25 protein-coding genes are annotated in these 25744 nt (G+C 55.9%); 11 read left to right on the top strand and 14 right to left on the bottom strand.

Features of this window, described 5'->3' with window-relative positions:
- Positions 1–6: 6 nt before the first annotated feature.
- From AC5S16_RS05295 to secA, 4 genes are all read left to right on the top strand, one after another.
- Complete coding sequence (locus AC5S16_RS05295) at positions 7–237, top strand: AbrB/MazE/SpoVT family DNA-binding domain-containing protein (RefSeq protein ID WP_493928989.1); 231 nt, start codon at positions 7–9, stop codon at positions 235–237.
- Positions 227–640 carry a PIN domain-containing protein gene (locus tag AC5S16_RS05290; RefSeq protein ID WP_493928988.1) on the top strand — a complete coding sequence of 138 codons (414 nt, stop codon included), beginning with the start codon at positions 227–229 and terminating at the stop codon, positions 638–640. Before AC5S16_RS05295 ends, AC5S16_RS05290 begins: the two co-directional genes overlap by 11 nt.
- A 2-nt stretch (positions 641–642) precedes the next feature.
- Positions 643–1665, top strand: coding sequence for a hypothetical protein (locus AC5S16_RS05285; protein WP_493928987.1), 1023 nt, complete (start codon positions 643–645; stop codon positions 1663–1665).
- A gap of 63 nt (positions 1666–1728) precedes the next feature.
- Positions 1729–4731 (top strand): preprotein translocase subunit SecA, encoded by a 3003-nt coding sequence (gene secA, locus AC5S16_RS05280; RefSeq protein WP_493928986.1) that lies wholly within the window; start codon positions 1729–1731, stop codon positions 4729–4731.
- 6 nt (positions 4732–4737) lie between these two features.
- Here secA and AC5S16_RS05275 read toward each other — a convergent pair whose 3' ends face one another.
- The 5 genes from AC5S16_RS05275 to AC5S16_RS05255 all read right to left on the bottom strand — a co-directional run bounded on the left by AC5S16_RS05275 (position 4738) and on the right by AC5S16_RS05255 (position 9161).
- Positions 4738–5343, bottom strand: a complete 606-nt coding sequence (locus tag AC5S16_RS05275) for an HD domain-containing protein (protein WP_493928985.1) — start codon at positions 5341–5343, stop codon at positions 4738–4740.
- 27 nt (positions 5344–5370) lie between these two features.
- On the bottom strand, positions 5371–6081 hold the full coding sequence (locus tag AC5S16_RS05270) for a nuclear transport factor 2 family protein (RefSeq protein WP_493928984.1): 711 nt from the start codon (positions 6079–6081) through the stop codon (positions 5371–5373).
- 274 nt (positions 6082–6355) lie between these two features.
- Positions 6356–8083, bottom strand: a complete 1728-nt coding sequence (locus AC5S16_RS05265) for a methyl-accepting chemotaxis protein (protein ID WP_493928983.1) — start codon at positions 8081–8083, stop codon at positions 6356–6358.
- A 24-nt stretch (positions 8084–8107) separates the two neighbouring features.
- Positions 8108–8449 carry an energy transducer TonB gene (locus AC5S16_RS05260; RefSeq protein ID WP_493928982.1) on the bottom strand — a complete coding sequence of 114 codons (342 nt, stop codon included), beginning with the start codon at positions 8447–8449 and terminating at the stop codon, positions 8108–8110.
- 157 nt (positions 8450–8606) lie between these two features.
- Positions 8607–9161: a class IV adenylate cyclase gene (locus AC5S16_RS05255; protein ID WP_493928981.1), complete on the bottom strand. Its 555-nt coding sequence runs from the start codon at positions 9159–9161 to the stop codon at positions 8607–8609.
- Between the two features lie 166 nt (positions 9162–9327).
- Here AC5S16_RS05255 and AC5S16_RS05250 point away from each other — a divergent pair, with 166 nt between their 5' ends.
- A complete protein-coding gene (locus AC5S16_RS05250) occupies positions 9328–10410 on the top strand; it encodes an L-threonylcarbamoyladenylate synthase (protein WP_493928980.1) in 1083 nt (360 codons plus the stop codon).
- 61 nt (positions 10411–10471) lie between these two features.
- Here the strand turns inward: AC5S16_RS05250 and AC5S16_RS05245 are convergent, their stop codons facing one another.
- The 4 genes from AC5S16_RS05245 to AC5S16_RS05230 form a co-directional block, all read right to left on the bottom strand.
- On the bottom strand, positions 10472–10918 hold the full coding sequence (locus tag AC5S16_RS05245) for an Hfq-like protein (protein WP_493928979.1): 447 nt from the start codon (positions 10916–10918) through the stop codon (positions 10472–10474).
- 262 nt (positions 10919–11180) lie between these two features.
- A complete protein-coding gene (locus AC5S16_RS05240) occupies positions 11181–12245 on the bottom strand; it encodes a DNA polymerase III subunit (protein ID WP_493928978.1) in 1065 nt (354 codons plus the stop codon).
- A gap of 73 nt (positions 12246–12318) precedes the next feature.
- Positions 12319–13011, bottom strand: a complete 693-nt coding sequence (tmk, locus tag AC5S16_RS05235) for a dTMP kinase (RefSeq protein ID WP_493928977.1) — start codon at positions 13009–13011, stop codon at positions 12319–12321.
- Between the two features lie 51 nt (positions 13012–13062).
- Positions 13063–13506, bottom strand: a complete 444-nt coding sequence (locus AC5S16_RS05230; protein ID WP_493928976.1) for a CYCXC family (seleno)protein — start codon at positions 13504–13506, stop codon at positions 13063–13065.
- A 411-nt stretch (positions 13507–13917) separates the two neighbouring features.
- Here AC5S16_RS05230 and AC5S16_RS05225 point away from each other — a divergent pair, with 411 nt between their 5' ends.
- Complete coding sequence (locus AC5S16_RS05225; RefSeq protein ID WP_493928975.1) at positions 13918–14136, top strand: hypothetical protein; 219 nt, start codon at positions 13918–13920, stop codon at positions 14134–14136.
- A gap of 9 nt (positions 14137–14145) precedes the next feature.
- Here the strand turns inward: AC5S16_RS05225 and AC5S16_RS05220 are convergent, their stop codons facing one another.
- Together AC5S16_RS05220 and AC5S16_RS05215 are read right to left on the bottom strand one after the other, a co-directional pair.
- A complete protein-coding gene (locus tag AC5S16_RS05220) occupies positions 14146–14433 on the bottom strand; it encodes a 4a-hydroxytetrahydrobiopterin dehydratase (protein ID WP_493928974.1) in 288 nt (95 codons plus the stop codon).
- A 49-nt stretch (positions 14434–14482) separates the two neighbouring features.
- Complete coding sequence (locus AC5S16_RS05215; RefSeq protein WP_493928973.1) at positions 14483–15562, bottom strand: HD domain-containing phosphohydrolase; 1080 nt, start codon at positions 15560–15562, stop codon at positions 14483–14485.
- Between the two features lie 281 nt (positions 15563–15843).
- Here AC5S16_RS05215 and AC5S16_RS05210 point away from each other — a divergent pair, with 281 nt between their 5' ends.
- Positions 15844–16383, top strand: coding sequence for an RNA polymerase sigma factor (locus tag AC5S16_RS05210; RefSeq protein WP_493928972.1), 540 nt, complete (start codon positions 15844–15846; stop codon positions 16381–16383).
- Here the strand turns inward: AC5S16_RS05210 and glmU are convergent.
- Genes glmU through AC5S16_RS05195 form a run of 3 tightly spaced genes read right to left on the bottom strand, consistent with a single transcriptional unit; the run spans position 16380 to position 20848 of the window.
- Positions 16380–17780: a bifunctional UDP-N-acetylglucosamine diphosphorylase/glucosamine-1-phosphate N-acetyltransferase GlmU gene (gene glmU / locus AC5S16_RS05205; protein ID WP_493928971.1), complete on the bottom strand. Its 1401-nt coding sequence runs from the start codon at positions 17778–17780 to the stop codon at positions 16380–16382. The genes AC5S16_RS05210 and glmU overlap by 4 nt on opposite strands.
- On the bottom strand, positions 17781–19316 hold the full coding sequence (locus tag AC5S16_RS05200) for a M16 family metallopeptidase (RefSeq protein ID WP_493928970.1): 1536 nt from the start codon (positions 19314–19316) through the stop codon (positions 17781–17783). It lies immediately after the preceding gene.
- Positions 19313–20848, bottom strand: a complete 1536-nt coding sequence (locus AC5S16_RS05195; RefSeq protein ID WP_493928969.1) for a M16 family metallopeptidase — start codon at positions 20846–20848, stop codon at positions 19313–19315. The genes AC5S16_RS05200 and AC5S16_RS05195 overlap by 4 nt, the downstream gene beginning before the upstream one ends.
- 138 nt (positions 20849–20986) lie before the next feature.
- On the opposite strand from AC5S16_RS05195, the gene AC5S16_RS05190 reads away from it, so the two are divergent.
- From AC5S16_RS05190 to AC5S16_RS05175, 4 genes are all read left to right on the top strand, one after another.
- A complete protein-coding gene (locus tag AC5S16_RS05190; RefSeq protein ID WP_493928968.1) occupies positions 20987–23458 on the top strand; it encodes a 3-hydroxyacyl-CoA dehydrogenase/enoyl-CoA hydratase family protein in 2472 nt (823 codons plus the stop codon).
- A gap of 155 nt (positions 23459–23613) precedes the next feature.
- Positions 23614–24174 carry a hypothetical protein gene (locus tag AC5S16_RS05185; RefSeq protein ID WP_493928967.1) on the top strand — a complete coding sequence of 187 codons (561 nt, stop codon included), beginning with the start codon at positions 23614–23616 and terminating at the stop codon, positions 24172–24174.
- Positions 24175–24183: 9 nt separating this feature from the next.
- Complete coding sequence (locus AC5S16_RS05180) at positions 24184–25368, top strand: acetyl-CoA C-acyltransferase (RefSeq protein ID WP_493928966.1); 1185 nt, start codon at positions 24184–24186, stop codon at positions 25366–25368.
- Entirely contained in the window at positions 25356–25592 is a 237-nt protein-coding gene (locus AC5S16_RS05175; RefSeq protein ID WP_493928965.1) for a hypothetical protein, read from the top strand. The genes AC5S16_RS05180 and AC5S16_RS05175 overlap by 13 nt, the downstream gene beginning before the upstream one ends.
- The last annotated feature ends 152 nt before the right edge of the window (positions 25593–25744 follow it).

Here is a 25744-nt window from a genome sequence, read left to right as displayed (position 1 = left end):
AGGCTCATGCAGGTATCCAAATGGGGAAATAGCCTTGCGATCCGTCTGCCATCTGCTGTCGTCGAAGCTCTTGAGCTCAAAGATGGTGACCAGATTGAAGTGCGAATTGCAGGCCTGAGAGAGTTCGAAATCAGCCGGGACCGCAGCCGGGAAAAAGCAATCGAGCGCTTGCGGAAACTCCGCTGTCCACTGCCTGCCGGATTTACCTTTGACAGGGCTGCCGCGCATGAGCGGTAGGCCGTTCTTCGATACCACCATCCTGATTTATGCAGTTTCTGAAGGCGACCCGCGAGCAGCAGTTGCTGAAGAGCTTCTTGCTCAAGGTGGATTCATCAGCGTGCAGGTACTGAACGAATTTGCCTCTGTTGCCAGGCGAAAACTTGGCATGGAGTGGCGTGAGATAAGTGAGGCGCTTGCGGCTTTTCGTGCTCTATGCGAGCCGCCTGTTCCTGTGACGATCGAGATTCATGAGACCGCTCTCAAGATTGCCGCGCGATATGGAAATCACATCTACGATGCGCTGATTCTGGCTGCCGCTCTCGAAGCAGGATGCGACACGCTCTACTCTGAGGACATGCAGGATGGGCAGAAGATCAGCAGGATTACGATTAGGAATCCGTTTGTTTTGCGTGGTATTTAAAAATGCTAGTTAAGAAAATAGGACTTGCCGCATTATCGTTGCTTCTGCTCGGGTATTTGGTTGTGATTCTGAAATCAGCTCAAGAATATCCTTCTACTTCGAACTTCGCGTATGAGCATCTGAGTGGCTTGGGATATCACTTGACAGTCAAATCAATTGATCCAGATGATCAGCGCGCTGCTATTGCAGTAAAACCGGTATTTCATGAATTTGGTAGTGTTAAACCGCAAAAATCTAAAGAAGTTCCGGATTGCGACTATCTCCTGCTTGCGGGAGAAACAACAAAGATTAAGTGCAGTTTCTGGTTTGAGCCACTCATAGTAAACGACAAATCAACTGATTTTTTGCTTTCCGGCATCCGGAATGATTTCTTATTTAACGCCTACCCAGATTCACTCAATACAATTGGAACTACTATGAAACCGACCCCTCCGGAGGAACAAGAGTTTAACTTCTGGCTCATTGGTAATCCGATTGTTTACCCATTTGATAAATATTTACTCATTGGAGCTATCCAAGAAAGGGTGCGTCTAAAAAATAACGGGCGGATTGTGCCTTCAGCGGATGTCGAAGAAGGTGCGATCACATATTCCTTTGGAGATCCTGGCTATGTATTCAGACCTGCGACGAAAAAAGACCTTTTCATTTGGTCTTCCCAATATACAAGTCCAGAGGCAGATTTCATTAAAAGTGGATACGAAATGTCCGAACCTGTGACATGGAAACGCCACCGATTCGCAATAGTTATTGAGAGGTCATACTTTGTTCGAAATTTGACGATTTTGATTGTTCTTATTGCGGTTATCGCTAGTGTGGCTGCCATCCAAGCGATTAGACAAGACAAAGCAACCGAGGTTATAGCTGCACATTTTTTGTCTCTATGGGCACTTCATGCCGTTATCACGTCCGGCGCTCCCAAAACTGCAAATTATGTCGATTACGCAATACTGATTATCTACGTTTTGACGGTTTGCTCCATGGTGCTCAAATTTGCTCTCCAAAAGAGCGTAAATAATGCGCCATAGGTGACGATGTATTTCGCGGTCGCTCTTCCAAAACCATATACTATAAATTGAGGAAATTTTGCTTTGATCGGTAGTGCTCTTACTAAGGTTTTTGGGACCAGCAATGAACGCGTGGTGAAGCGCCTGCTGCCTGTCGTCCAGACGATTAATGCTATGGAGCCGGATGTGCAGCGGCTCTCTGACGATGAGCTTCGTGCTAAGACGCAGGAGTTCAAGGCGCGCATTGCCAGGTCCCTTGAAGGCATCGAAGATGCTGAGGAACGCAAGGCTGCGGAGAAGCAGGCCCTGGATGAGATTCTGCCTGAAGCCTTTGCTGTGGTCCGCGAGGCGGGCCGCCGCGCAGTGAATATGCGCCACTTCGATGTGCAGCTGATTGGCGGCATGGTGCTGCACCAGGGCAAGATCTCGGAAATGAAGACGGGCGAAGGCAAAACGCTCGTCGCAACATTGCCTTGTTATCTGAATGCTCTCGCCGGGCGCGGCGTACACGTGGTCACCGTGAACGACTACCTGGCCAAGCGCGACGCCGAGTGGATGGGCAAGATTTACGAGTTCCTGGGGCTGACCGTCGGTGTGATCGTGCATGACCTTGACGACAACCAGCGCCGCGAAGCCTATGGAGCCGACATCACCTACGGCACCAACAACGAATTTGGCTTCGATTACCTCCGCGACAACATGAAGTTTGAGCTGGCGGATTGCGTGCAGCGCGGCCACTACTTCGGCATCGTCGACGAAGTGGACTCGATCCTGATCGACGAAGCCCGTACGCCGCTGATCATCTCCGGTCCCACAGACCAGACGACCGACAAATATGCGCGCGTCAACCGCATCATTCCGCAGCTTGAGCAGGGCGAAGAGATCGAGCGCGGCGAAGAGAAAATCCTTACCGGCGACTACGTGGTCGATGAGAAGCACAAGACCATCAGCGTGACCGACGACGGCTGGGAGAAGGTTGAGCAGCTGCTGGGCATCGGCAACATCGCCGACCCCGAAAACTGGGAATTCAAACACCACGTCGAAACGGCGATCAAGGCGCATTCGCTTTACAAGCGCGATGTGCAGTATGTAGTGAAGGACAACGGGCAGGGCAACGAAGTCATCATCGTAGACGAGTTTACCGGCCGCCTGATGCCCGGGCGCCGCTGGTCTGATGGCCTGCACCAGGCCATTGAAGCTAAGGAAGGCGTGAACATCCGCCGCGAAGACCAGACGCTGGCGACGATCACCTTCCAGAATTACTTCCGCCTGTATCAGAAGCTCGCCGGCATGACCGGAACGGCGGAGACAGAAGCGGCTGAATTTGACAAGATTTACAAGCTTGAGATCGTCGTGATTCCGACGAACAAGCCGATGCTGCGCATCGAGAACCCCGACGTGGTCTACCGCACGGCCAAAGAAAAATACTTCGCTGTAGCGGACGAGATTGCCAAGCTGCATGAAAAGGGCCAGCCGGCTCTCGTGGGAACCACATCGATTGAGAAATCAGAACTGCTTTCGCAGATTCTGCAGCGCAAAGGCGTAAAGCACGTCGTTCTGAATGCGAAATACCACGAGCGCGAAGCCGAGATCGTAGCACAGGCCGGTCGCCTGGGCATGGTCACCATTGCCACCAACATGGCAGGCCGCGGCACGGATATTCTTCTCGGTGGCAATGCCGAGTTTGTCGCCAAGCAGGACCTGGTAAAGAAGGGCGCGGCGCGTGCAGTTAGCGTGGCTGAAGGCGCGCTGAATCCGATGGCTGCTCCGGGCATGATGCGCTTCTACTACCAGGGGCAGGAGTTCGAAACGACGCAGGAGACCTGGGACCGCACCTATGCTGCTTATGCAACGAATGCGGCGCAGGAGCATGACGCGGTCGTAGCGGCGGGCGGCCTGCATATCATCGGCACCGAGCGGCACGAGTCGCGGCGTATCGACAACCAGCTGCGCGGACGCGCGGGACGCCAGGGCGATCCGGGTGCATCACGCTTCTATCTCTCGCTCGAAGATGATCTGATGCGTATCTTCGCGAGGGAATGGGTCTCGACACTGCTGCAGCGCCTCGGTATGGAAGAGGGCGTGCCGATCGAGTCGCGCATGATCTCAAAGCGCATCGAGGCAGCGCAGAAGGCAGTCGAAGCGCAGAACTTCGAAGCCCGCAAGCATCTGCTTGAATACGATGACGTGATGAACAAGCAGCGCGAGGCAGTCTACGGACTGCGTCACCAGCTGCTCGAAGGGCTCGACCAGAAAGAGCTCATCATTGAGGATTACGTTGCGTCAATCCTGAGCAATCTGCTCGATGAGCACGCGCCGGAGAAGATCCACCCCGAGCAGTGGGACGTGGATGCACTGAAGACCGCGCTCATCGGACAATTCGGATTCGATGTGGATGCTGAGGGCGTCAATCTCAATGAACTGACACGGCATGAGATCGGCGAGGCACTCTTTGAGCGTCTGAAAGACCGCTATGAAGCGAAAGAGCAGATCATCGGCGACAAGCAGATGCGCTTCCATGAGCGCATGATCATGCTCAGCGTGCTCGATGGGTTGTGGAAGGACCATCTCTACAACATGGACCACCTGAAGGAAGGCATCGGGCTGCGCGGCTACGGCCAGCAGGACCCGCTGGTGGCCTACAAGAAAGAGTCCTTCGAGATGTTTGAGACCATGATGGCGCGCTTCCAGGAAGACACTGTGCGCTTCCTCTTCCTCATGCAGATTGTCGGGCCGGATGGTCAGCCGCTGCAGATTCCGTCGCGCCCCAGGCCAGTGATCCCGTCTGCGCCTCCGGTGGTATCGGCGGAAGCAAGCGAGCATCACGCGCCTTCAGCGGTAGCAGTAGAAGAGCGGCCCTCAGTCCCGATTCCAACGCGTCAGCCAAGCACGACCATTGACCAGATCGAGCGTGAGTTCCAGCGCAAGAAGCAGCGCGAGCTCGAACAAGCGCGCATGGCAGGAAGCAGCGATGACGGAGCTGCTCCGGCACAGCGCAGGACAGGTGACAAGGTTGGACGCAATGATCCCTGCCCTTGCGGCTCAGGCAAGAAGTATAAGAAATGCCATGGGGCGAACGAAGCTTAGCCTGCTCTAAAACAGAGCGCCTGCAGACTCTGATTCAACCGCATCAAGAAAATTCTTGAGCACAGCGATTCGTGACTCTGCCAGGCGCTTTGTGCTTTCCAGCCGAATCTTCCCGGGCAGTGTTTCAAGATTCTTTTGCAGGGGCTTCATCACTTCTGAAAATGTCGCATAGCGCGTATCGCGGCCGACTTTCGTAACCGTGCGCAAGGTGCCGACGGCGCCCAGCTGTTCGAGAATGTCGGCGTCGCGGAGAATAGTGGCTTCGATAGTTGCCGGCTCATCGTGCGGCTGGTGCTCGCGAATCGCTGAAAGCACCGCCGGGATTTTTTCTCCAGGAAAACCCGCATCAGTAAGAATTTGCGGGACGCGCTCGCATGCGTAGCGCACGTGGTCCCAGCGCGCGAGTTCGGCTGGATCTTCAGGGCGGTGCCCGATGAAGACGCCGAGATCGTGTAGCCATGCCGCTGCGAATACCACATCATCGTCATAGGCCAGGCCCTTGCCAATGGCCTGTGTCAATGCATAAAGACGCGGCTGATGTCCGTATTTGTCAACGGGTTTTGCGTTGCTGCGGATAAACTCTTCGATAGCGGAGCGGAAGTTGGTGGGCATCCTGCCCAGAGTAGCAGAATGCTCTGTTCACTGCGTTTTCTTCCAGACCAGGTCCCAGCTCTCGCGACGGTCCACAAAGCCGGTGATCTTTCCATCTGCATCGCGCTGAAAGATTTTGCGTATGCGCGGCTGTCCTTCGACAAAGAAGATATCGTGCAGCTCGGCATCCCATGGGATATCTGGCCGGCCTTCGCGCTGGCTCGCTAAGTGGTTGCCATTGCGATGGAGCGTTTGCTTCAGGTCTCCGGCAACGTAAGTTCCGGCATATTCATCGAGCTCTTTCGTGCTGAGCTGGATTGCAGGCGGGTCTTTCAGCATTGCATAGGCGTGCACCTGCAGGAGTTTCCAATCGCCGCCTTTTTTCTGCCATGTTTCTGTCATCAGATAACGCGCGTGCAGAATTTGGCCATGATAGTTTTCGGTCTCGTCATCGGTGTGAATAACAGTAGCAACATCGTCATGCAGGGTCGCCTGGTAAGAGCTGATGACGATGTTTCCTGAGGCTCCTGCAGGAAGGGGAGCAAACTGTTTAAAAAACGCAGCGCGATCCATGATGACTCCGTTCTCGTCCACATAGATGGCATTGCTGGCGAGTGCATCGTCCCATATTTTCGCGTTGCCCGGAGCAATGGCGTCGAGCAGTGCCTGGTCTTTGGTGCGCAGCAACTGCGTGATTTGCGAAGCATCGTCTGCTTTCGCTGAAACGGAGAAAAGAGAGAAGAGGAATAGCAGCCACATGCAAGAAAGCTCCTTAAACACACGCTAAATTCTATGGACCATAGAATTCATGTCATCAAATTTTGCGGTGAATGGAAAAAGTAAAGAGATGACACGGTCGTGACATTGGCATGACATATGGGAGCGCGTTCAGAGAGAGGCTGGGTACGCGACAAGGAAGGACAAGGAAACCACGAGCACTGGCAGTTTATTCTCGCCATGGAGAGGGTTCGGTCATGGCGCAGAAAGAGAGGGTAGAGCCAGGGGGTGCTCTACCCTTCTTTTTCGAACAGGATCAATCGCCGTAGGCTGCGGCAGTCTGCGTTGCAAACCCCGGCTTATGGAATGCAGGACGTGAGGAATAGCGCTCTTCTTCAAGCTTGAAGCGCGCAATGTGCTCCTGCAGACGCTTTGCTCCTGACTGTACAGAGTTGACAATGGTGTTGCTTTCCGGAATCGCGGCGGCATTTTCTTCACCAAGCCGGTTGATGATGTCCACGTTCGCGCTCGATTGACGCGCGGCTTCGGATTGCTGCATCGCAGCAGCAGCGATCTGCGCAATCATGCTGTCCACCTGGTCGGCCATGTGGATGATGCGTTGCAGTGCTTCGCCAGCGCGCGTGGTGGTTTCAACTCCTTCGTTCACCGTTGCAGTGCCGGCTTCCATGGCGTCCACAGCGGAACGCGTGTGCACCTGAATGCCCTCGATCATCTGGCCGATCTCGCTGGTCGCATTGCGTGTGCTTTCCGCAAGGCGCCGTACTTCGCCGGCGACAACAGCAAAGCCGCGTCCCTGCTCTCCGGCGCGCGCCGCTTCAATCGCGGCGTTGAGTGCCAGCAGGTTGGTCTTCTGCGCAATTTCTTCAATCACGTTGACAATGCGGATAATCTGTTCAGATTCCTTGCCGAGGCGCTGGACGGTGGCAGCAGTGTTGCGGACCGAGTCTGCAATGGATTGCATGCTGATGAGCATCTGCTCGACAGTGGAACCACCCGTTTTTGCAGTTTTCGAAGCTTCCTTGGCGTTCTCGGCAGCATTCTGCGCATGCTTTGAGACTTCGGCGATGCTGATGGACATCTCCTGCATGGCCGTTGCCGCTTGCTGTGTCTGGAGGCTCTGTTCCTTGGTGCGGCGGAAGGACTCGGCCGAGGAGTGCGCAAGCTTTTCGGCATCGCCGTTCACCATGTTTGAAATCTCCATCATAGTGCGGATCATTTCGCGCAGGTTGTCCTGCATGCGATTGATGGAGCTCGCCAGGCTGCCGACTTCGTCATTGGAATCGGTGTGAAGCGTCTCGCCCATCAGGTCACCTTCAGCAATCTGCTGTGCGCGATTGGCAACCAGAACCACCGAGCGCACCACGCGGCGGATGGTGAGCTCGGCCAGCGCCGAACCGATAATGCCGCCGAAGAGAATCGCAACCCACAGATAGATGGCCTCGAGGCGCATGGAATGCACCGTTTCATGAAGGCTTGCATCGGCAGCTTCCGTCACAGCTGTAACCACGGAAGAAGCTGCCTTTCGGCAGGCGGCCTCGTGATCGGCTACTTCACCCTGCAGAAGATCGTATGCCTTGCTGGTGCTGTCGCTGCCCTGTCCAATGGCCATTGCTTCGACGCGAGCCTGACCCTGCTCAAAGGCATGGTATTCGTTCAGCATGTTGTCGACCTGCGCCGCGCCCGCCATGGCATTGATAATCTGCCGCCTGGCCTGGATCTGCGAAACGGCCTGATTCGCCTCGGCTTTGCTTTTCTCCAGAGTTTCCCGGTAGCGTGCAGCCATCGCGGGATCAATGCCGAAAAGCATATAGGCCTTGAGCGCATTCGACGAATCGAGCAGAGCAATTCGCAGATCGCGCACTGCTGAAAGCGCGGGTATCTGGTCAGCGGCAACACTTTCCGAAAGCCGGCTGGCCTGGCGCATCTTCAGGTAAGCGGCCGAGGAGCCGAGCAGGATGCTCAGCACCAGCACGCCGGTGCTAAGCCGCAGTTTATTGGTCAGGCGCGACTGCATGAATGACATGAGAATGCTTCCTTTTCTGAACAGCTAGTTCGCTTCAAAGTTGACGTCGATGCCGACCGTGGACTGTCCGTCGCCCGGAGCAAACTTCCAGCGCTTTACCGCGTCTTCAGCCGCGGGCGTAAGCATCTTGTTGCCACTTGTGGCCTTGGCCGCGGTGACGCTCCCGTCAGCAGCGACCGTGGCTTCGACATGCACAACCCCGGAAATGCGCATCCGCTTGGCCAGTTCCGGATATATCGGGGGAATGCGCTTTTCCACCCGGCGCTCATCGGCGTGCACGGGCAGAGCAGCAGCCAGGCAGACAATCGAAATGGCTAGACGCCACAACACTCCGAAGGCAGAAGTACGAAATTTCAGAAAATTCATGGATGACCTCTGGATGCAGCGGGGAATCCGCTGGTTTGAGGTCTTTATCGGCAGAAAATGGGCGGGCTTGAGAAAGCAGGGAATTAGGGATTAGGGAAGTAGGAAAATCAGGGAGTTAACCTCATCCCTATCTTCCTAATCTCTATTTCCCTATTCCCTATTTCCCTGTTATTTGAGCAAATGTCAGATCAGTAGCCGAACTCCCGGTCTTTGCACGCCATTCATCGAAGAGCCGCCCATAGCTCAGTGTGATCATCTCGGAAGAATCAACGCCCAGCTTGTGCCCGATCTCATCGATCCATTCACCGGGGCCTTCGAGTTCTGCAAATAGTCCGATCGGCGTCTCGTCAATTACGCAGTGGCCCGTATTGTCGGCGTATTCGGTACGCCATTTCTCATAGGTAAAGGCCGGCTTGTACCCGAGCTCGCTGAAGATGATGGCCATCGTCTCTCCGTTCCCGACCTCGGTCTCGGTCTCGACACGGTGCTTGTGACGCGCCTCCGCGTCGTAGTCCTTGGGCAGGCACTTGTGGGTCACAATCCAGCGCTCGCCATACTGGCGGACGCGCAGAATGGATTGCTGCGCCCGCAAAGCGCGATCCGGCGTATCGAAGAGAATGTTCTTCTCAAACGTTCGCGGAGTGATCCGGCGAAAGCCAAGTGCCGCCAGCTTCTGCTCCAGCGCTGCGCCATCAGCAACACGAAACTTCACCTCGATCTCAACCGCGCTCATGGGATAAGTATAGGGCACAGAAAAGCAGGGAATAGGGAAGTAGGGGTTAGGGATATAGTTTCTCAGCGCATCGGCCGATGAGAAGAACTGAAAGCCAATGCCTAACCCCTACTTCCCTCTCCTTTCTGCGCCCTAAAATAAGATCATGCATACGTTGCGGCTCAAGATCGATCCCATCCATCTCGATTCAGAGAAAGCACGAGCCGCAATCGAGCAGGCTGCGGAGATTCTCCGGCAGGGTGGAACAGTTGCCTTCCCGACCGAGACCGTCTATGGGTTGGGAGCAAATGCGCTCGACGCTGCGGCTGTCGCCAGAATCTTCGAAGCGAAGCAGCGCCCCTCGTGGGACCCGTTGATTGTCCATATTTCGGACACAGCGATGCTCCAGAAAATTACGAAGCATGTGCCGGAAGCAGCGACGCTGCTGATCGACCGGTTCTGGCCGGGGCCGCTCACGCTGCTTCTCGAAAAGAGCAGCCCAGTGCCCGATGTGGTGACGGCCGGACGTCCGCGGGTCGGCGTGCGCATGCCGCAGCATCCTGTAGCGCATGCACTGATCCAGGCAGCGGGTGTGCCGATTGCTGCGCCCAGCGCGAACCGCTTTGGCCGCACAAGCCCGACGACAGCCGCTCACGTTCTCGAAGACCTGGACGGCCGCATCGATGCAGTTCTCGATGCCGGTGAAACCAGGCATGGCCTCGAGTCGACGGTCATTGACGTTTGTGAATCGCCGGCAGTCATCTATCGTCCGGGCATAATTTCTCTCGACCAGGTGCGTGCTGCTGGAGTCGATGCAGTGGCCTTCAACGAATCGACGAAGCTCGACGAACCTGCTCCGGAATCGCTGCCGTCACCGGGTGTAGGCCTGCGGCATTATGCTCCACGGGCCAAGCTCATTCTGATTGAAGGAGAAGGTGAAGCACAGATTGCCGCATTTACCGCAGCCGTCGAGAGAGCACAGCAGAATGGCGCGAAGCCCGGACTGATGCTTCCCGACGAATTTGCGCAGCGAATAAGTACGACGAATGCAGTTGTCTTCGAATGGGGCAACTGGAACGATCCTGTAAAGCTGGCACAACGGCTTTTTGCGGGATTGCGCTCCCTCGATCAGGCAGGAGCTAAGGTGATTCTTTGCCCGATGCCGGCGGCGACAGAAATCGGCATTGCCATCCGCGACCGGCTTGTTAAGGCAGGGAACAGGGAAGCAGGGAGGGAAATAGGGAAGTAGGGAACAGGAGTTGGCCGATGCGCTAAAAACTATCTCCCTGTTCCCTATTTTCCTGTTTTCTCTATTCTCTCTCCTGCGCCTTATACAGATACTTGATGCTCGATTTATAAATCAGCACGCGCGTGTGGTTGCGTACCTTGATGCAGTTGCGGTCATACCATTCGATATGGCCTTCAATGCGCTCGCCATCGTCGAGGATGAAGACCATCGGCGTCTGCGCCTGCGCCTGTTTCTGAAAATAGAAGGTCTCGGCGTGCGAGCTTTCCTGGCTGTGCGGAGATGTCATCATCTCATGGTGCGCGAGCAGGGGTTGACCGTTTCGCCGCAGCAGGCTTTTGTTCAAAGCGCGCGACGGCAGTGACGGTCGGATAAGTTTACGGGGGCCGGTTGCGGCGAGGCTTACGGGCGCAGGTTGTTCCGCAGGGGCTTGAGTATCTGAGGCCAGAGCAGAATCAACAGAACGCGCGCCAGTCTCGTCCGGTAAAGGAAGTGGTGACGGGTTCGCCATAATTTTCCAAAGCAAATACTTACAAGATAAGATGCTGTTCTTCGCGCTCTGGACTACTCAAAAGTGCTGCTGAACAGCGTCTATTTTGTAACTTGTCTTAATTTGAGAAGCGTTGAAATTAAACACAGAGTAACTCAAGTATGTTGTGCATGGAAATCACTTTCCTGCGGAATAAACCCTTTTAATGGAAAAATGAAGAACCCGGCAGCGCATTTTTTTCATGAAGTGGGAATGTATGCAGGAAAGTATTTCCTGCCGGATGCTAAGCGCGTGCGTGAATCTCGGCAGCGAAGGCATCCAGGGCAAGTGAGCGCAGCAGATTGCGCCTCATGCCGGAACGCACCTGCTGTACGGCGCGTGCTGTATTCTCGATCCATTCAAAGGAGACGGCCGTCGCCATTGCATTCAGTTCTGTCTGCACGTCGATATTGCGAACCAGCGCGGACTGTCCGCTCTGGATGAGCAGCATGTCTTCAAGCAGGCTTGATAGCGCACGCAGCAACCCATCGGTTTTTTCCTGTCCCTCTGCTCCGGCGCGATAAGTTTCTGTCATGCGAAAGAGCGCAGAGTGGTCCGGCTCGCGCGTTGCGTTGCGCAGCAGCACCAGAGCATCCTGTCGATGTGCGAGATAGAGCTCGAGATTAAAGCCCAGGGCTGCTCCTACTGCGCCCTGCGCTAATCTCGCAACCAGCGAGCGCTGCGCAGAACGCAGATCGGAACGTTGACGCGCGATCAGCTGCTCCAGCTGATCGAAGGGGAGAGCGCCGAGTCTTACGATGCCGGCGCGCGAGCGGATGGTTGGCAGCAGCTCTCCCGTATTTTCCACAAGCAGAAAGATGCTCGCGTGCGGCGGAGGCTCTTCGAGAATCTTAAGGAGTGAATTGGCCGCCTCCTTCATAAACGCGCCGCTGGTGAAGATGTAAAACGCGCGTTTTGCTCCGGAAGGAATGCGGTAGATTTCGCGAATGACCGTCCGTACCTGACCCAGCTTGATGAGCAGCTGCGGAGGATCCGGCGGAATCACCAGCACGTCAGGGTGTGTCTGTACCAGAATGCGCGTTTCCTTCTTGTCGACCTCTCGCAGATCTTCGCGCGCGGCAATCGCCTCTTCCACGCGCGTTTCCAGCGGCATCGCCTCGGCAATACGCACGCAGTTGCGGCAAGCTCCACAAAAGTCCGGCAGCCTATCTGCTTCCTGGGGATTGAGGCAGTTTGCCGCCTGCGCCAGCATGATGGCCAGCGTGTATTTGCCCGATCCGCGCGGCCCGGCAAAGATCAGCGCATGAGGCAGCCGGCCCTGCGCGATGCTCTCGCGCAGGTGGCGCACAGTTGATTCATTACCGAGAAAATCCTGAAAGCCCACAGGATGAGAGTAGCGAGTTCATGCTATGGCGAGCAAGTTAGCTGCATGATCGGACTGGGGCGGGAAGCGGAGAATCTGCCTTTGATCGCAGCCGGTTGTCTACAACTTCGACAATCCGCTGATGAATCTCCTCGATCGAGGCATCGCCTTCAATCGCGGCCACTCGAGATCTGTCCCGCGCTGCAATCTCGCGGTATTTGTCATAGACCCGGCGATAGAAAGCCGAGTCTTCGCGCTCAAAGCGGTTTTCATCCGTGCCGGATTTCGCATTCTTCTCATTGCGGCGGCGCGCCCGTCCCAGCGACGCATCAAAATCAGGCAGCAGCAGAATCGTCAGATCAGGCTGCAGTCCGCCGCACATGACCGCGTGCAGCTGCAGGACGATTTCACTGCCCAGCTCGCGCCCGCCGCCCTGGTAGGCTTCGGTGGAATCGGTGTAGCGATCGCAAAGCACGACATTTCCGGCTTCAAGTGCCGGAACAATCACCTCGGCAATAGCCTGTGCGCGGTCCGAGAACATCAGGCCAAGCTCGGCGCGAGGGGCAAGGTTCTCGGTCTTCGAATCGAGCAGCAGCTGCCGAATGCGGTCGCCGATGCGCGTGCCTCCCGGCTGCCGCGTAACGGTTACCTTGTGGCCATGTGCTTCGAGCCAGCTGGCGAGCCTGCGCAACTGCGTTGTCTTGCCCGAACCATCCAGTCCTTCAAAAGTGAGAAAAAAGCCGCGGGGCATAGAACGAGTGTAAGGGATGAATGTAGCAGCAGGAACGAATCAGACTAAGCTTTATCCGCCAAGCTGGTTCAGGTCGATCGACTCGTAGTCCTTGCGCTCGATGCCTTCACGAATCTGCTTCGGGGTCTTGCCCAGCTTCGACATCTTATAGGCGTATGCGCCTTCCTTCGCGCAGGTGGAGCAGACAGCGCCGTGCGTACCCTCAAAACAGCTGTGAAGGCTGGCATGCCCCAGGGCCTTATCGCAGCGGCAATAGCAGGGAAGCTGATAGAGCACATTGGGAACCTGCGCCGCCTCCTTATAAACCTCTTTCTGCCAGGGGAAGCGGAAGTAGTCTCCCTGAAGCTGGCTACCAGAAAGAAGGGCCGGCAGTTTCTCGCCCTTTGCAGGCGGAGCAGTGTGATATGCGGGAATGTCATCGGCCGGGTTTGACCATTGGGCGTAGCTTGCGATGGTGGCAAGGCCTACAGCAAGGCCCATGAATATCCGTTTCATGCGCTGCTCCTGAAGACGATATTAGCTCAGCAGCAGACAGGCGTGTGGACTTGCGCGGCCGAATTTGTCGTGAAGAAAGAGAGTTCCGGGGTAAAATGCAAAAAAAAGACGGCACGAACGTTGATTTGTCCGTGCCGGGAGGCCAGTGACGCAACTTAATCTTTTTCCGCCGGGAGAGTCTTGCTCCATCGACCGGCATTCTTGCTTTCTACAACATTAGACGCTTGGACTGGCCTTCGGGTTTCACGCATCTATGAGATCGCGTAATTTTTATTCAATTTCCTGTAGTCTAGCGGATGCTTCTCATCTATGCAAGCATCTATACGACAAAACACAAAATATTTTGGGAAGTTGCGTTCCTGTAGACGCATTAGACACAGAATCAATCTTTGACACGACTTGGTTTCCCAAATGAAGAATACCCCACAATTTGATGATTCTAAAGATAATCCGGAAAAACAATCGCCGGCATCGCGGCGTCTCCAGGCAGGCCTGCTCCTTTTGGGATCAGCGGCGTTCGGGGGATTGGCAATTGCCCTCTGGAACCGGCGCACCCTTATAAAAATGAGAGCGGAGGCTGTGGAAAAGTCTCAAAAACCGGATCAGATCGATGAAGATGCAATTTATTGAACGTCGCCTTCAATTTTTCGTAGGAATTTGGTCAATAGTGGAGGCCAATTGAAAATCCCGTTCAGTGAGTCCTCCGGCATCATGTGAGGAAAGCGCCAGCCTCACCTTGTTGTACCGTATATCGATGTCCGGATGATGCCCGGCCGCCTCGGCCTCTTCAGCCACAATATTGACGAACTGCATGGCTTTCACAAAGTTCTCGAAGGCAAATTCACGCACAATTTCCTTGCCTTGCTGCAACCAGCCTTTTGCGTGCTTGAGTTTTTCTTCAATCTCTGCGGGATTCAGCAATGCCATAATTAATCTCCCCCTCTCTTACGATTCGCAATTCACCATCCGGGGTGGCTTAGAGTGAAAGCGGCGCAAAGCGAGCGTGGTGGCTGATTTCCGCACGAAGATCGATCCACAGGCGATCCGGCATACTGAGGTAAACATCAACGACCTTGGGATCGAACTGTGTTCCCGAGCAGCGCCGGATCTCCTTCCGGGCTGCTTCAAAGCTATCGGCCTTGCGATACGGCCGGTTCGAAGTGATGGCGTCAAGAGTGTCTGCGACAGAGAAGATGCGTGCGCCGAGCGGAATGTCTTCTCCCTTGAGGCCGCGCGGATAGCCGCTTCCATCAAAGTGCTCTTGATGGGTGTAAACAATTTCTGCCGCCTCGCGCAGGAATGGAATCTTCGAAAGAATTTGATAGCCGCGCATGCAGTGTTCGCGCATGAGCGTCTGTTCATCGGGGTTGAGCCTTCCCGGTTTTAGAAGGATGGCGTCCGGAATCGCCATTTTGCCGATGTCGTGTAGAAAGGCTCCGCGCGCCACGACGCGGATCTCGGCAGGGGAAAGCCCCATGGCGCGCGCCAGCGCAACGGTATAGGCGGTAACGCGCTTTGAATGCCCCTCAGTTTCGGCGTCTTTCAGATCTAGGGCGTCGCCCAGGGCCTCGAGAGTGATGTCATACGAGCGCTCGAGGTCGGCCATGGCCTGGTGCAGCATCTCCGTGCGGTCTGCCACCAGCTGTTCGAGTGTGGATTGATAAGAGGAATTCTGCTGTGCCAGGCGATGGTGTTCGAGCGCCTGCCGGGCGGTGCTCAGCAGCTTCTCTGGATCCAGGGGCTTCAACAGGTAATCGTACGCGCCTTTGCGCAGAGCCGACATCGCCACGCCCGCATCATTCACGGCTGTAATGACAATCACCTGCGTATGCTGATATGCATGACGAATCCAGTCCAGCAGATCAATCCCGCCTGGACCCCTGGCAACGATATCGAAAAGCACTAAATCATAGGGAGGATTGTTTTGCAGATGCTCGATGGCTTGTTGCGTATCACATGCAAAAATCGACTGATATTGGTCAGCTTCCAATACAGCAACGATTGCACTCCTTAAACTGTGCTCGTCGTCAATGACCAGTATTCTTTCCGAAGCCATGAATCCTTCTAACTAACAGCGTTGTGCCTGTTGAACTGACGCTGAAGAGCCAGACTTCCCCTAAAAAAATGATCTGCTGCTATCCTGTTATTAAGATCTTGTTGGAGTTTGATCCTAAAAACTCTAATTGAAAAGCGATTAGGGTTCCAGATGTATTGTGCATATTTTCTGGAGAAAGCACCATCTCTCGTAATATGTCTGTTTACTTTTTGTTCTGGCTATAGCTGACAACTTCACTCTGTTGAGACAGCATCTAATTCCGCACGGAATATTTTTGCCGGTTGCAGCTCCGCCTGGAAAGGACGTTCGTGACTCTTAATTTGCCCGGGCTACCTCAGAAAATCGTCGCCGTAAAAGCTGAAAAGCGGTCGATCGAGCAGGTCCAGCAGGATATTTATGATAGTCACCGTCATCGTATCTTCTCCGTAGCTTTCTATATGACGGGGAACGAACTGGCAGCGGAAGAAATTGTCAAAGAGAGCTTCATAGATGCGTTCACAGCAGTATCGAAGCCTGACGGCCAGGCCATTGATAGCTCCCTGATGCGCCAGTTGAACGCGCGCTTCTCCTTTTCTACAGCTGAGACAGCAGCCCCCCTCCAAACCTCAATGGAAATTCGTACCCGCAACGTGGGCCGCACTGATCTGGAAGAAGCCCTCCAGCAGTTGCCGCCAGCTGAACGTCTGCTCTTCCTTTTCCGGGATGTAGAGGGTTATGCCCCCGGTGAAATTTCTGCGCTTACCGGCATGCCGCAGGCACAGGTAAACCGGACCCTGTTTTCCGCGAGAATTCGCCTGCGCAATATTCTGGCCGCGGCCTAGCCTGTCTTTCCAACCTCTTTTGCGCGACGGCGGGTCGCTGCCCATCCCGGTTTTGTCGTCTGCCGGGCGCGTCCCAGGGCCAGCGCCTCTTCCGGAACATCTTCTGTAATGCAGGACCCGGCGGCAATATATGACCCGCGCCCGATGACAATCGGCGCGACCAGAGTGGAATCACTGCCTACAAATACTCCGTCTTCAATCAAGGTGCGGTGCTTGTTCACGCCGTCGTAGTTGCATGTGATGGCTCCCGCTCCGATATTCACTCCGCTGCCGATCTCCGTGTCGCCCAGATAGCTCAGGTGGTTGGCCTTCGACCCTTTGCCGATGCGCGCTTTTTTTGTTTCTACGAAGTTGCCGATGTGCGCTTCTTCGCCGATCTCACTGCCCGGACGGAGGCGGGCATATGGCCCGAGCACTGCGCTTGCGTGAACCACAGATTGATTGATGATGCATCCGTTCTGCACGAGAACGTGATTTCCAATGGTCGACTGTTCGATGACGGAATACGAACGAATGCGGCAGTTCTCGCCAATATGCGTACCTCCGAGCAACTGCACAAATGGCTCGATGATCGTGTCCGCACCTACCTTCACATCTGAGTCGATGACCGTGGTCTCGGGGCGGTAGATGGTTACGCCGTTCGCCATCAGCCTGCGAGCGGTTGCCAGGCGCATCTCCGCGTCGAGCGCGGCCATCTCAGCCAGCGTGTTCGCGCCCAGCACCTCAGTGGCAGATGCCGCTTCGAGAGCCACCACGCGCTCGCCTTCGCTGACCAGCACATGGGCCATGTCCGTCAGGTAGTATTCGCCGTGCGCATTGTTCGTAGTCAGCTCATTGATGTGTTCGAAGAGCGATTTCGTGGCGAAGGCATAGATGCCGGAGTTGATCTCGCGCACTTTTTCCTGCTCCGGCGTGAGCGCTTTCTGTTCCACAATGACGGCTACTTCGGCCGAGCCCGGAGATCTGCGGATCACGCGGCCATAACCCAGGGGATTGTCAGGAGCAGCGGTAAGAATCGTCATCGCTGCACGCTCGGCGATATGGAAATCACGCAGACGCGCAATTGTCTCCGGCTGCAGCAAAGGAACATCGCCCGAGAGCACGAGGATGTGGTCATATCCCTGCACTGCCGTGCGAGCCGTCTGAATCGCATGCCCTGTCCCGCGTTGTTCGGACTGAGTCACAAAGTTCACACCAAGACGCCCGACCTCGGACTGCACTGCTCCAGCTTGATGGCCGACAACAACAAATACATCCTGCGGAGACACAATCTGTGTCGCTGCATGAATCACGTGCTCAACCAGCGGTTTTCCGCCAATCTGGTGCAGGACCTTCGCGCGTTTTGATTTGAGCCGCGTGCCCTTGCCGGCGGCCATAATGACAATGCCCAACCGCATTTACTGCTCTCCTTCGCTGCCGCCCGGCTGGCCGGGACCCTGCTTCGGAACTCCGGGAATGGTGATGTCAATCGGCTGCGGTGCGCCTTTGCCCAGCTCCGTAAGCGGCGTTCCAAATTCCTGCTGATTGCCCACCACCAGCACAGCCAGCTTGCCTGGATCGATATATTTCTTTGCCACACGCTCAACATCGGCCGTAGTCACGCGCTCGACACTGTCATGATATTTTTCGAGAAAATCTGCTGGATAACCATAGAACTCAAGCTTTGCCGCCGCAGCCAGCACCTTCTCTTTCGTGTCGTAATTAAAGATGAAAGAATTGAGCACCTGGTCTTTGGCGCGCTTCAGCTCGTCTTCGGTAAACGGCTTCACTTTGAGATCGCCGATTTCCGTGAGCATCGATTGCGTTGCTTTTACCGTGCTCGGGCTCTTGGTCGCGGCGATCACGCGAAACATGCCGGGATGGTCATAAGAGGCCCCGTAGCCTCCACCCACGGAGTATGCAAGGCCCTGTTTCGTGCGCACATTCTGGAAAAGCCGAGAGCCAAAGCCCCCGGAGAAAATTTCATTCATGACGGAAAGAGCATAAAAGTCCGGATTATTCCGAAGCGTGCCCAGCCCGACAATGTAGATGTTGCTCTGGTTCACATCGTCCTTATTGACAACGTAAACGCCCGGCTTAGGCCCGGAAAATTCTCCCTGAGGCTTGGGCCATGCCGCACCGCGTGGAAGATTTTCAAAAGTATCGCGCAGCGTCTTCTCCATGGCCGTGGAATCGAAGTCGCCTTCAACGCCGATGATCATATTGTTGGGCACGATCGTCTTATCGTGCCACTGCTTCAGATCATCGAGCGTGACGGCCTTGAGAGTCGCAATTTCTGCCTGCCGGGCATACGGGCTCGACGCTCCATAGACAAGCTTCGTGGCTTCGCGTTCCGCGATGCCGCCGGCATCATCATTGCGCCGGACAATCTCCGCTGCCGCCTGCTGCTTGGCCAGCAGCAGCTTTTCCTGTTTAAAAGCAGGGTGCTCCAGCAGATCGACTGCGATACCGAAGACCTGGTTCTCATCCTGCTTGAGGCACGACCAGGAAACAGAGGTCGAATCAACATCGCCTCCGGTTTCCACCTTCGCCGCTTTCGCTTCCAGCAGATCATCGAGCTGGTCGCCATCTTTGTTCGCGGTTCCGCTGGTGCGCCACGCATCGCCGTAAAGGTCAATGAGGCCGGTTTTTCCAGCAGGCTCGTCGCGCGATCCTCCGCGCATTTCAATGAAGCCGCTGATAAAAGGAAGCTCGTGATCTTCCTGAAGAAGAATCACAAGGCCGTTTTTCAGCTCAATCCGCTTCGGCTGCTGCGGGTGAAATACATGCAGCGGAGGGACAGGAATCTGCTTCCACGGTTGCGCCTGTTGCGCGTGAGTAAATGGGGAAGCAAACACCAGGGCGAGGAAAAGCACCGGGTAGGTGAGGGCTTTAGCCCTCACATCGAGTTGACGGAATCCACGCGGCTTTAGCCGCTGAAGTGTTGAAATCACTGCCCACCTCCCTGTGCTTGCCGGGAGTCCTGAGCCTTGGGTGCTTCGAATTCCACCATCGCGGATGTCCTGTTGTTTTCCGTGAATATCTTGTTGGCTACGCGGCGAATGTCAGCCTTGCTTACGACGTCAATTTTCTTCAATTGATTGAACAATTCGCGCCAGTCGCCGTATCGCAATTGATAAGTGGCAAGGTCTTCAGCCAGTCCCTGGTTATTTGCCAGACCGCGCAGGATATCGGCCCGCGCGCGTGTCTTGAACATGGCCAGCTCTTCATCGCTCACGTCAGAAGTTTTCAATTTGTCGATTTCCTTATGAATGGCGGCCTGCATTTCCTTCGGAGTATGCCCGGGGTTGGGCACAGCAAAGAAGGCGAAAAGGCCGGGATATTTATCTCCCGGAAATCCGCTGAAGCCTTCTGCCGCAGCCGCGATCTGCTGGTCGCGCACCAGGCTACGGTACAGCCGCGAGGTGCGGCCATTCGTGAAGATGTCCTGAATCGCGTCATAGACTGCGTCGTCGGGATCGCGATAGTCCGGCTTATGATAGCCCTCAAGGTAAAGCGGCTGCGTCTGCTCCTTGATGACAACCTGTTTCTCCGCAGTTTGCGGCGGCTCAACGGTTGTCATCTCCGGAGGCTTTGGTCCCGCTGGAATCGCGCCGAAATACTTCTCGAGGACAGGCATCGCTTCCTCAGCCTTCACATCGCCTACCACCGCAATCACGATGTTCGACGGCACATAGTACTTTTTGTGGAAAGCTTCAGCCTGCGTTGCCGTGATCTGGCTCAGTTCGCTCTCCCACCCCACTCCCGGACGGCGGTAAGGATGCGCAACATAAGCGGCTGCAAGGAACTGCTCCGCCAGGCGCCCGATCGGGTTCGAATCAACGCGCATGCGCCGCTCCTCCATCACCACGTCGCGTTCTTTGTAGAACTCGCGCGGCACTGGATTGGCGATGCGGTCGCTCTCCATATACGCCCACAACTGCAGGCGATTCGACGGCATGCTCCAGAAATACTGCGTCTCGTCGAGGCTGGTCTGCGCATTCAGTCCCACTGCGCCGTTGGCCTCGGCAAGCTCGGTAAACTGGTTGGGAACGACATACTTCTGTGCCTCAGCCTGCGCCTGCTCAAAGGCAGCATGCAGCTGCTTCAGTTTCTGCTCATCGCGGCCCACTCGCTTGCGGTATTCGTCGTCATAGGCGGCATAAGCCTGCTCCACTTTATCGAGCGCCACTTTCTCCGCGGCATAGTCAGTTGTGCCGATGTCCCTGGTGCCCTTGAAGGCAAGGTGCTCGAACATATGAGCCAGCCCCGACTCTTCGCCGGGATCGTTAGCGTCACCCGCATCGACAATTGTGAAATAGGAGAAGACCGGCGCTTCGGGCCGTTCGCAGACGATCAGCGTAAGCCCGTTGGGAAGAACTTTGCTAGTGACGCGTTTCTCAAAGCTGGAAAGATCCTGCGCCCGGACGGCCAGGGTAGCGCAGCACAGCAGGACGAGCAGACGCACAGCAGAAGGGAATCTCATGCGACCTCAAAACCAAACAGAAAAAATTCTGTTTCTGAACTATTTTGACGCTAACTGTGCGCCGTCAGCGTGTCAAACTTGACCCAGCGCAGAGCGCCTTAGTATTCTGCGCCCGCAAACGCAAGGAGTTTTTCTCCTATGAGCACCACTCTTGCCGCCTCGCCTGCCGCGACAGCGACCACTCCTCTCATTCGCCGCTGCGCCGTGCTTGGCGCAGGCACCATGGGCTCGCGCATCGCCGCGCACCTGGCCAATGCCGGAGTCCCTGTTCTTCTGCTCGATATCGTTCCACCCGGAGCCCCATCCGGAACTGTAGATCGCAGCGCAATCGCCAGGCAGGCCGTGCAGGCGCTTCTCAAGGCAAAACCGGCATCGTTTTACGATGCTGCGAATGCCGCCCTCATCACGCCGGGAAACTTTGAAGATGACCTCGCGCAGTTGAAAGGTTGTGACTGGGTCATCGAAGCCGTCACCGAGAACTTAGACATCAAGCAGGCGCTGCTGGAAAAAATCGCGCTGCATCTGCGCCCTGATGCCATCGTCACCACCAACACCAGCGGACTGCCTGTTGCTTCCATTGCGTCAAGAATGCCCGCTGACTTCCGCCGCCGCTGGTTCGGCACGCACTTCTTCAATCCGCCGCGCTACATGCGGCTGCTTGAGATCATCTGCACTCCGGACTCCGACGCTGACGCAGTGGCAGCCATCGCCGGGTTCGCTGACCGCCGCCTGGGCAAGGCCATCGTCTACGCGCACGATACACCGAATTTCATCGCCAACCGTATCGGCGTCTTCGCCATGCTGACCGCTGTCGAGTTGATGCAGCAGATGGATCTCACCATTGAAGATGTGGATGCCCTGACCGGATCGAGCATCGGCTGGCCGCGCACCGGGACATTTCGTCTCGCGGACATGGTCGGCATCGACGTGCTGGCGCATGTAGCAAGAAATTTTTCGAGCACAAAAGCCGAAGATGCAGTGGCAACCAGAGTGCCCGCATTTATTGAAACTATGCTGGAGCGCAAATGGCTCGGCGACAAATCCGGACAGGGCTTTTACAAAAAGATTCCCGATGCGCCCGACCCTAAGAACAACCGCCAGGTGCTTGACTGGAAGACACTCGACTACGGACCGACGAAGCGCCCCAAATTTCCATCGCTCGAAATGGCGAAGAATGCCGAAGCTCTCCCGGAGCGGTTGCAGCTGCTCATCGGCTCCGGCCCCGGCAAGGACAAGGCCAGTCTTTTTCAATGGACGCTGCTGACGCGTATCTGGAACTACGCTGCCGATTGCCTGCCCGAAATAGCCGACGATCTTGCCGCAATCGATCGCGCCATGCGCACCGGCTTCAACTGGGAGCTCGGCCCATTCGAAATGTGGGACGCCATCGGCGTGTCGCAGAGCTGCGAGCGCCTGCGAGCTCGGGACGAGCACATAAGCCCGCAGGCGGAAGCTCTGCTCGCATCAGGGAAAACAAGCTGGTACAGCGAGACACAAACTGGCCGTGCGTATTTCGATTCCTCTGCACGCGACTACAAGGCTATGGAGTCGGCAGGCGTGGCCAGCGTTGCAGTCTTCAAACGCACAAACGGAGTCATCCGCAAGAACGCAGGCGCATCGCTGGTCGATATCGGAGAAGGCATCGCCTGCATCGAGCTGCATTCGAAGAAGAACGCCATCGGCGACGACATTGTTTCTCTCATCACGCAGACACTTCATCCCGACAGCGAGCCTGTCCGCAATTTTCGCGGATTCGTCATCAGCGGCGATGCGTCGGATTTTTCCGTAGGCGCAAACCTGATGCAGTTGCTCCTCGTCATGCAGGAAGGTGAATGGGACGAGGTCGATCTCGCCGTCCGCGCCTTCCAGCACATGACCTCATCAATCAAATTCTGCCCGCGCCCGGTTGTGGTCTCGCCATTTAATCTCTGCCTCGGCGGAGGCGTAGAGATTTCGCTCCACGGAGCCGCGCGCCAGCCTCACGCCGAGCTCTACATGGGCCTGGTCGAAACCGGCGTAGGTCTGATTCCCGCAGGCGGCGGCACCAAGGAGATGGTGCTGCACGCCGTCGATGCTGCAGCTTCCGAAGCAGGCATCAACCCCGCCGATGTGCCGCTGAAATTCGCCTTCTCCGGAGAACTGCAGGAAGCCCTGAAGCAGCGCTTTGAGACTGTCGCCATGGCCAAGGTTTCGACATCGGCTGCAGAAGCCCGCGGCCTTGATCTGCTGAAATCCTCAGACAAGATCACGCCCAACCGCGAGCGCCTGCTGCTCGACGCGCGCGAAACAGCCGTTTATCTCGCCGAATCCGGCTACGCAGCACCAGCGCCGCGCACACAGGTCCCCATTCCCGGCGATCAGGTCGCCGCGACACTCAAACTCGGCGTGCACCTGATGCGGCAGGCCGAATACATCAGCGACCACGACGTAAAGATCGCGCACCACCTTGTGCGTATTATGTGCGGAGGAAGCGTCACGCCTGGAACTCTCGTAAGCGAACAGTACCTGCTCGATCTTGAACGCGAAGCATTTCTCTCCCTCTGCGGCGAGCGCAAGACACAGGAGCGCATTGCCTTTACCCTTAAAACCGGCAAGCCTCTGCGAAACTGATTGTGATGCGTAAGTCAAACCGTCGCCGCAAATTGAAAATAATTTGTAATCCTGAGCGGATAAATACAAGTTGTCATTCTGAGCGAAGCACCAAAGGTGCGCAGTCGAAGAACCTGCTTTTTCCCGGACTAGCCACAAAAGCCTGTATTGCTGGCTTGCTGGTTACCCTGGCGCATGGCCAAACTGCAAATCCCGGCACCGAACAAACCCAGACCGGCCAGCTGCAAATAGCGGAGGGAACACGCGACTACAGAATCCGCCTGCTGCCCGTTACTTCTTTTCCAAATCTCCCGCAAAACATCGCAACACAATTGAACGCGCTGCATTGCCTGATCCCGCAGACCTTCGAAGCGCGACATCCCGAAAATGTCATCCACGGATCCTTCGAAAAGAAGGGAAGCAATGACTGGGCTGTGCTTTGCGCACATGATGGATCGATCGACCTGCTCGCATTTCTTCAAAGCTCTCCCGAGAAACCCTTCACGCTGGTCACGCACACCAGCACGGAACGCATGGGAGCAGAAACGCCCTCAAGCATGATGGGCTCAGCCTGGGGCATCAGCGCCATTCCGCCCGAGGGCATGATGCACACCCCCGGAGTGCACCAGCACGGCCCATTTGACCACGACGGCATAGAAGACGATTATGTGGAGCGGTCCTCTACCGTCCGCTATTACCGCAACGGAAGCTGGCTGACCCTTGAGGGAAACAACTGAGGTGAATCAATGAGAGACGCAGTCATCGTAAGCGCAGTCCGCACCGCTGTAGGAAAGGCCCCGAAGGGCACGCTGGCTTTTACGCGCCCCGATGATCTGGCCGCCGTCACTCTCAAAGGCGCGCTGGACAAGGTCCCTGCGCTCGATCCCAAAGAAGTGGAAGACGTGATCCTCGGCTGTGCCATGCCCGAAGCCGAGCAGGGAATGAACGTCGCCCGCATCGCCAGCCTGCGCGCCGGATTGCCGGTCGAAACCTCGGCCATGACTATCAACCGTTTCTGCTCTTCGGGACTGCAGTCGATCGCCATCGCCGCTGACCGCATCCGCTCTGGCTCTGCCGACGTCATGCTTGCCGGCGGGGCAGAATCCATGAGCATGGTGCCCATGGGCGGCAACAAGGTGAGCGCAAACCCCTGGCTCATCGACCACTACGCAGACAGCTACCTCTCCATGGGCCTAACCGCCGAACGTGTCGCCGCAAAATATGGCATTACCCGCGAGCAGGCCGACGCCTTTTCTCTGAGCAGCCATCAGAATGCGCTCAACGCCATCCAATCGGGAAAGTTCGCGGAAGAAATTGTGCCTGTCACGGTTACATATTCCACGCCTGCGAAGAACCCGGCCAAGCCCGAAGTAAAAACCGCCGAATTCAAGACCGACGAAGGCCCGCGTGCTGATACTTCAGCCGAAGCGCTGGCCAAGCTCAAGCCGGCTTTTCACGCAAAGGGCACAGTCACAGCCGGGAACTCCTCGCAGACCTCAGACGGAGCCGCTGCCGCAGTCATCATGTCAGCAGAACGAGCACAGTCACTCAACATCAAACCAATAGCCCGTTTCGTCAGCTTCGCCACCGCCGGATGCCTGCCGGAAGAAATGGGCCTCGGCCCGGTCTTCGCCATCCCCAAAGCGCTGAAGCTCGCCGGATTAAATCTGGATCAAATCGACCTGATCGAACTGAACGAGGCCTTCGCCGCACAGTCCCTCGCCGTAATCCAGCAGGCAGGACTCAACCCCGCCAAAGTCAACGTCAACGGAGGGGCCATTGCCCTGGGCCATCCACTTGGTTGTACAGGAGCGAAACTCACAGCGACGCTGCTCCACGAAATGAAACGCCGCAACCTCCACTATGGATTAGTAACGATGTGCGTAGGCGGCGGCATGGGCGCCGCCGGAGTATTTGAATGTTTGAATTAATTCAAGGTTCGGAAAGGCCCATCACGCGCGCCGAGTCTATTTCACTTGCCGTGTATGTTGCTACTGCAATCAGCCTTGTCCCTTGGACTTTTTTCATACTTGAAATGTTGGGGGCAATAGCGGTAGTTGGACTGTTCCTGATAATCGTCTTGGCACTGGAGGCTATGGAATCTTTAAACGATGGCGTGGTGCTAAAGTTTGGGCTCTTTTGGGTCCAACGATAACGATAGTCTTGTTTGGCGTTAGCCTCGGTGGTCTTTTTATGAAGACCGGAACAGAGCAAAGAGGTGGGCCGTCACTTGGGTTGATTTTCATGCTGGCCTCGCCGCTCTTCTTAGGCATTGTGTGTTTAATCGTCAGCGCTATTTATTCTGAT

Source organism: Acidobacterium sp. FHG110202_01, from assembly GCF_059115305.1.
Note: the sequence above shows the minus strand (reverse complement) of the source record. Positions and strands in the feature narration are given on the sequence as shown.

Excerpts from the sequence above, each read along its gene's own strand:
- AC5S16_RS05295 (WP_493928989.1), top strand. The coding sequence starts at position 7 with ATGCAGGTATCCAAATGGGGAAATAGCCTTGCGATCCGTCTGCCATCT.
- AC5S16_RS05290 (WP_493928988.1), top strand. The coding sequence starts at position 227 with ATGAGCGGTAGGCCGTTCTTCGATACCACCATCCTGATTTATGCAGTT.
- AC5S16_RS05285 (WP_493928987.1), top strand. The coding sequence starts at position 643 with ATGCTAGTTAAGAAAATAGGACTTGCCGCATTATCGTTGCTTCTGCTC.
- AC5S16_RS05275 (WP_493928985.1), bottom strand. The coding sequence starts at position 5,343 with ATGCCCACCAACTTCCGCTCCGCTATCGAAGAGTTTATCCGCAGCAAC.
- AC5S16_RS05270 (WP_493928984.1), bottom strand. The coding sequence starts at position 6,081 with ATGTGGCTGCTATTCCTCTTCTCTCTTTTCTCCGTTTCAGCGAAAGCA.
- AC5S16_RS05265 (WP_493928983.1), bottom strand. The coding sequence starts at position 8,083 with ATGTCATTCATGCAGTCGCGCCTGACCAATAAACTGCGGCTTAGCACC.
- AC5S16_RS05260 (WP_493928982.1), bottom strand. The coding sequence starts at position 8,449 with ATGAATTTTCTGAAATTTCGTACTTCTGCCTTCGGAGTGTTGTGGCGT.
- AC5S16_RS05250 (WP_493928980.1), top strand. The coding sequence starts at position 9,328 with ATGCATACGTTGCGGCTCAAGATCGATCCCATCCATCTCGATTCAGAG.
- AC5S16_RS05245 (WP_493928979.1), bottom strand. The coding sequence starts at position 10,918 with ATGGCGAACCCGTCACCACTTCCTTTACCGGACGAGACTGGCGCGCGT.
- tmk (WP_493928977.1), bottom strand. The coding sequence starts at position 13,011 with ATGCCCCGCGGCTTTTTTCTCACTTTTGAAGGACTGGATGGTTCGGGC.
- AC5S16_RS05230 (WP_493928976.1), bottom strand. The coding sequence starts at position 13,506 with ATGAAACGGATATTCATGGGCCTTGCTGTAGGCCTTGCCACCATCGCA.
- AC5S16_RS05225 (WP_493928975.1), top strand. The coding sequence starts at position 13,918 with ATGAAGAATACCCCACAATTTGATGATTCTAAAGATAATCCGGAAAAA.
- AC5S16_RS05220 (WP_493928974.1), bottom strand. The coding sequence starts at position 14,433 with ATGGCATTGCTGAATCCCGCAGAGATTGAAGAAAAACTCAAGCACGCA.
- AC5S16_RS05215 (WP_493928973.1), bottom strand. The coding sequence starts at position 15,562 with ATGGCTTCGGAAAGAATACTGGTCATTGACGACGAGCACAGTTTAAGG.
- glmU (WP_493928971.1), bottom strand. The coding sequence starts at position 17,780 with ATGCGGTTGGGCATTGTCATTATGGCCGCCGGCAAGGGCACGCGGCTC.
- AC5S16_RS05195 (WP_493928969.1), bottom strand. The coding sequence starts at position 20,848 with ATGAGATTCCCTTCTGCTGTGCGTCTGCTCGTCCTGCTGTGCTGCGCT.
- AC5S16_RS05190 (WP_493928968.1), top strand. The coding sequence starts at position 20,987 with ATGAGCACCACTCTTGCCGCCTCGCCTGCCGCGACAGCGACCACTCCT.
- AC5S16_RS05180 (WP_493928966.1), top strand. The coding sequence starts at position 24,184 with ATGAGAGACGCAGTCATCGTAAGCGCAGTCCGCACCGCTGTAGGAAAG.
- AC5S16_RS05175 (WP_493928965.1), top strand. The coding sequence starts at position 25,356 with ATGTTTGAATTAATTCAAGGTTCGGAAAGGCCCATCACGCGCGCCGAG.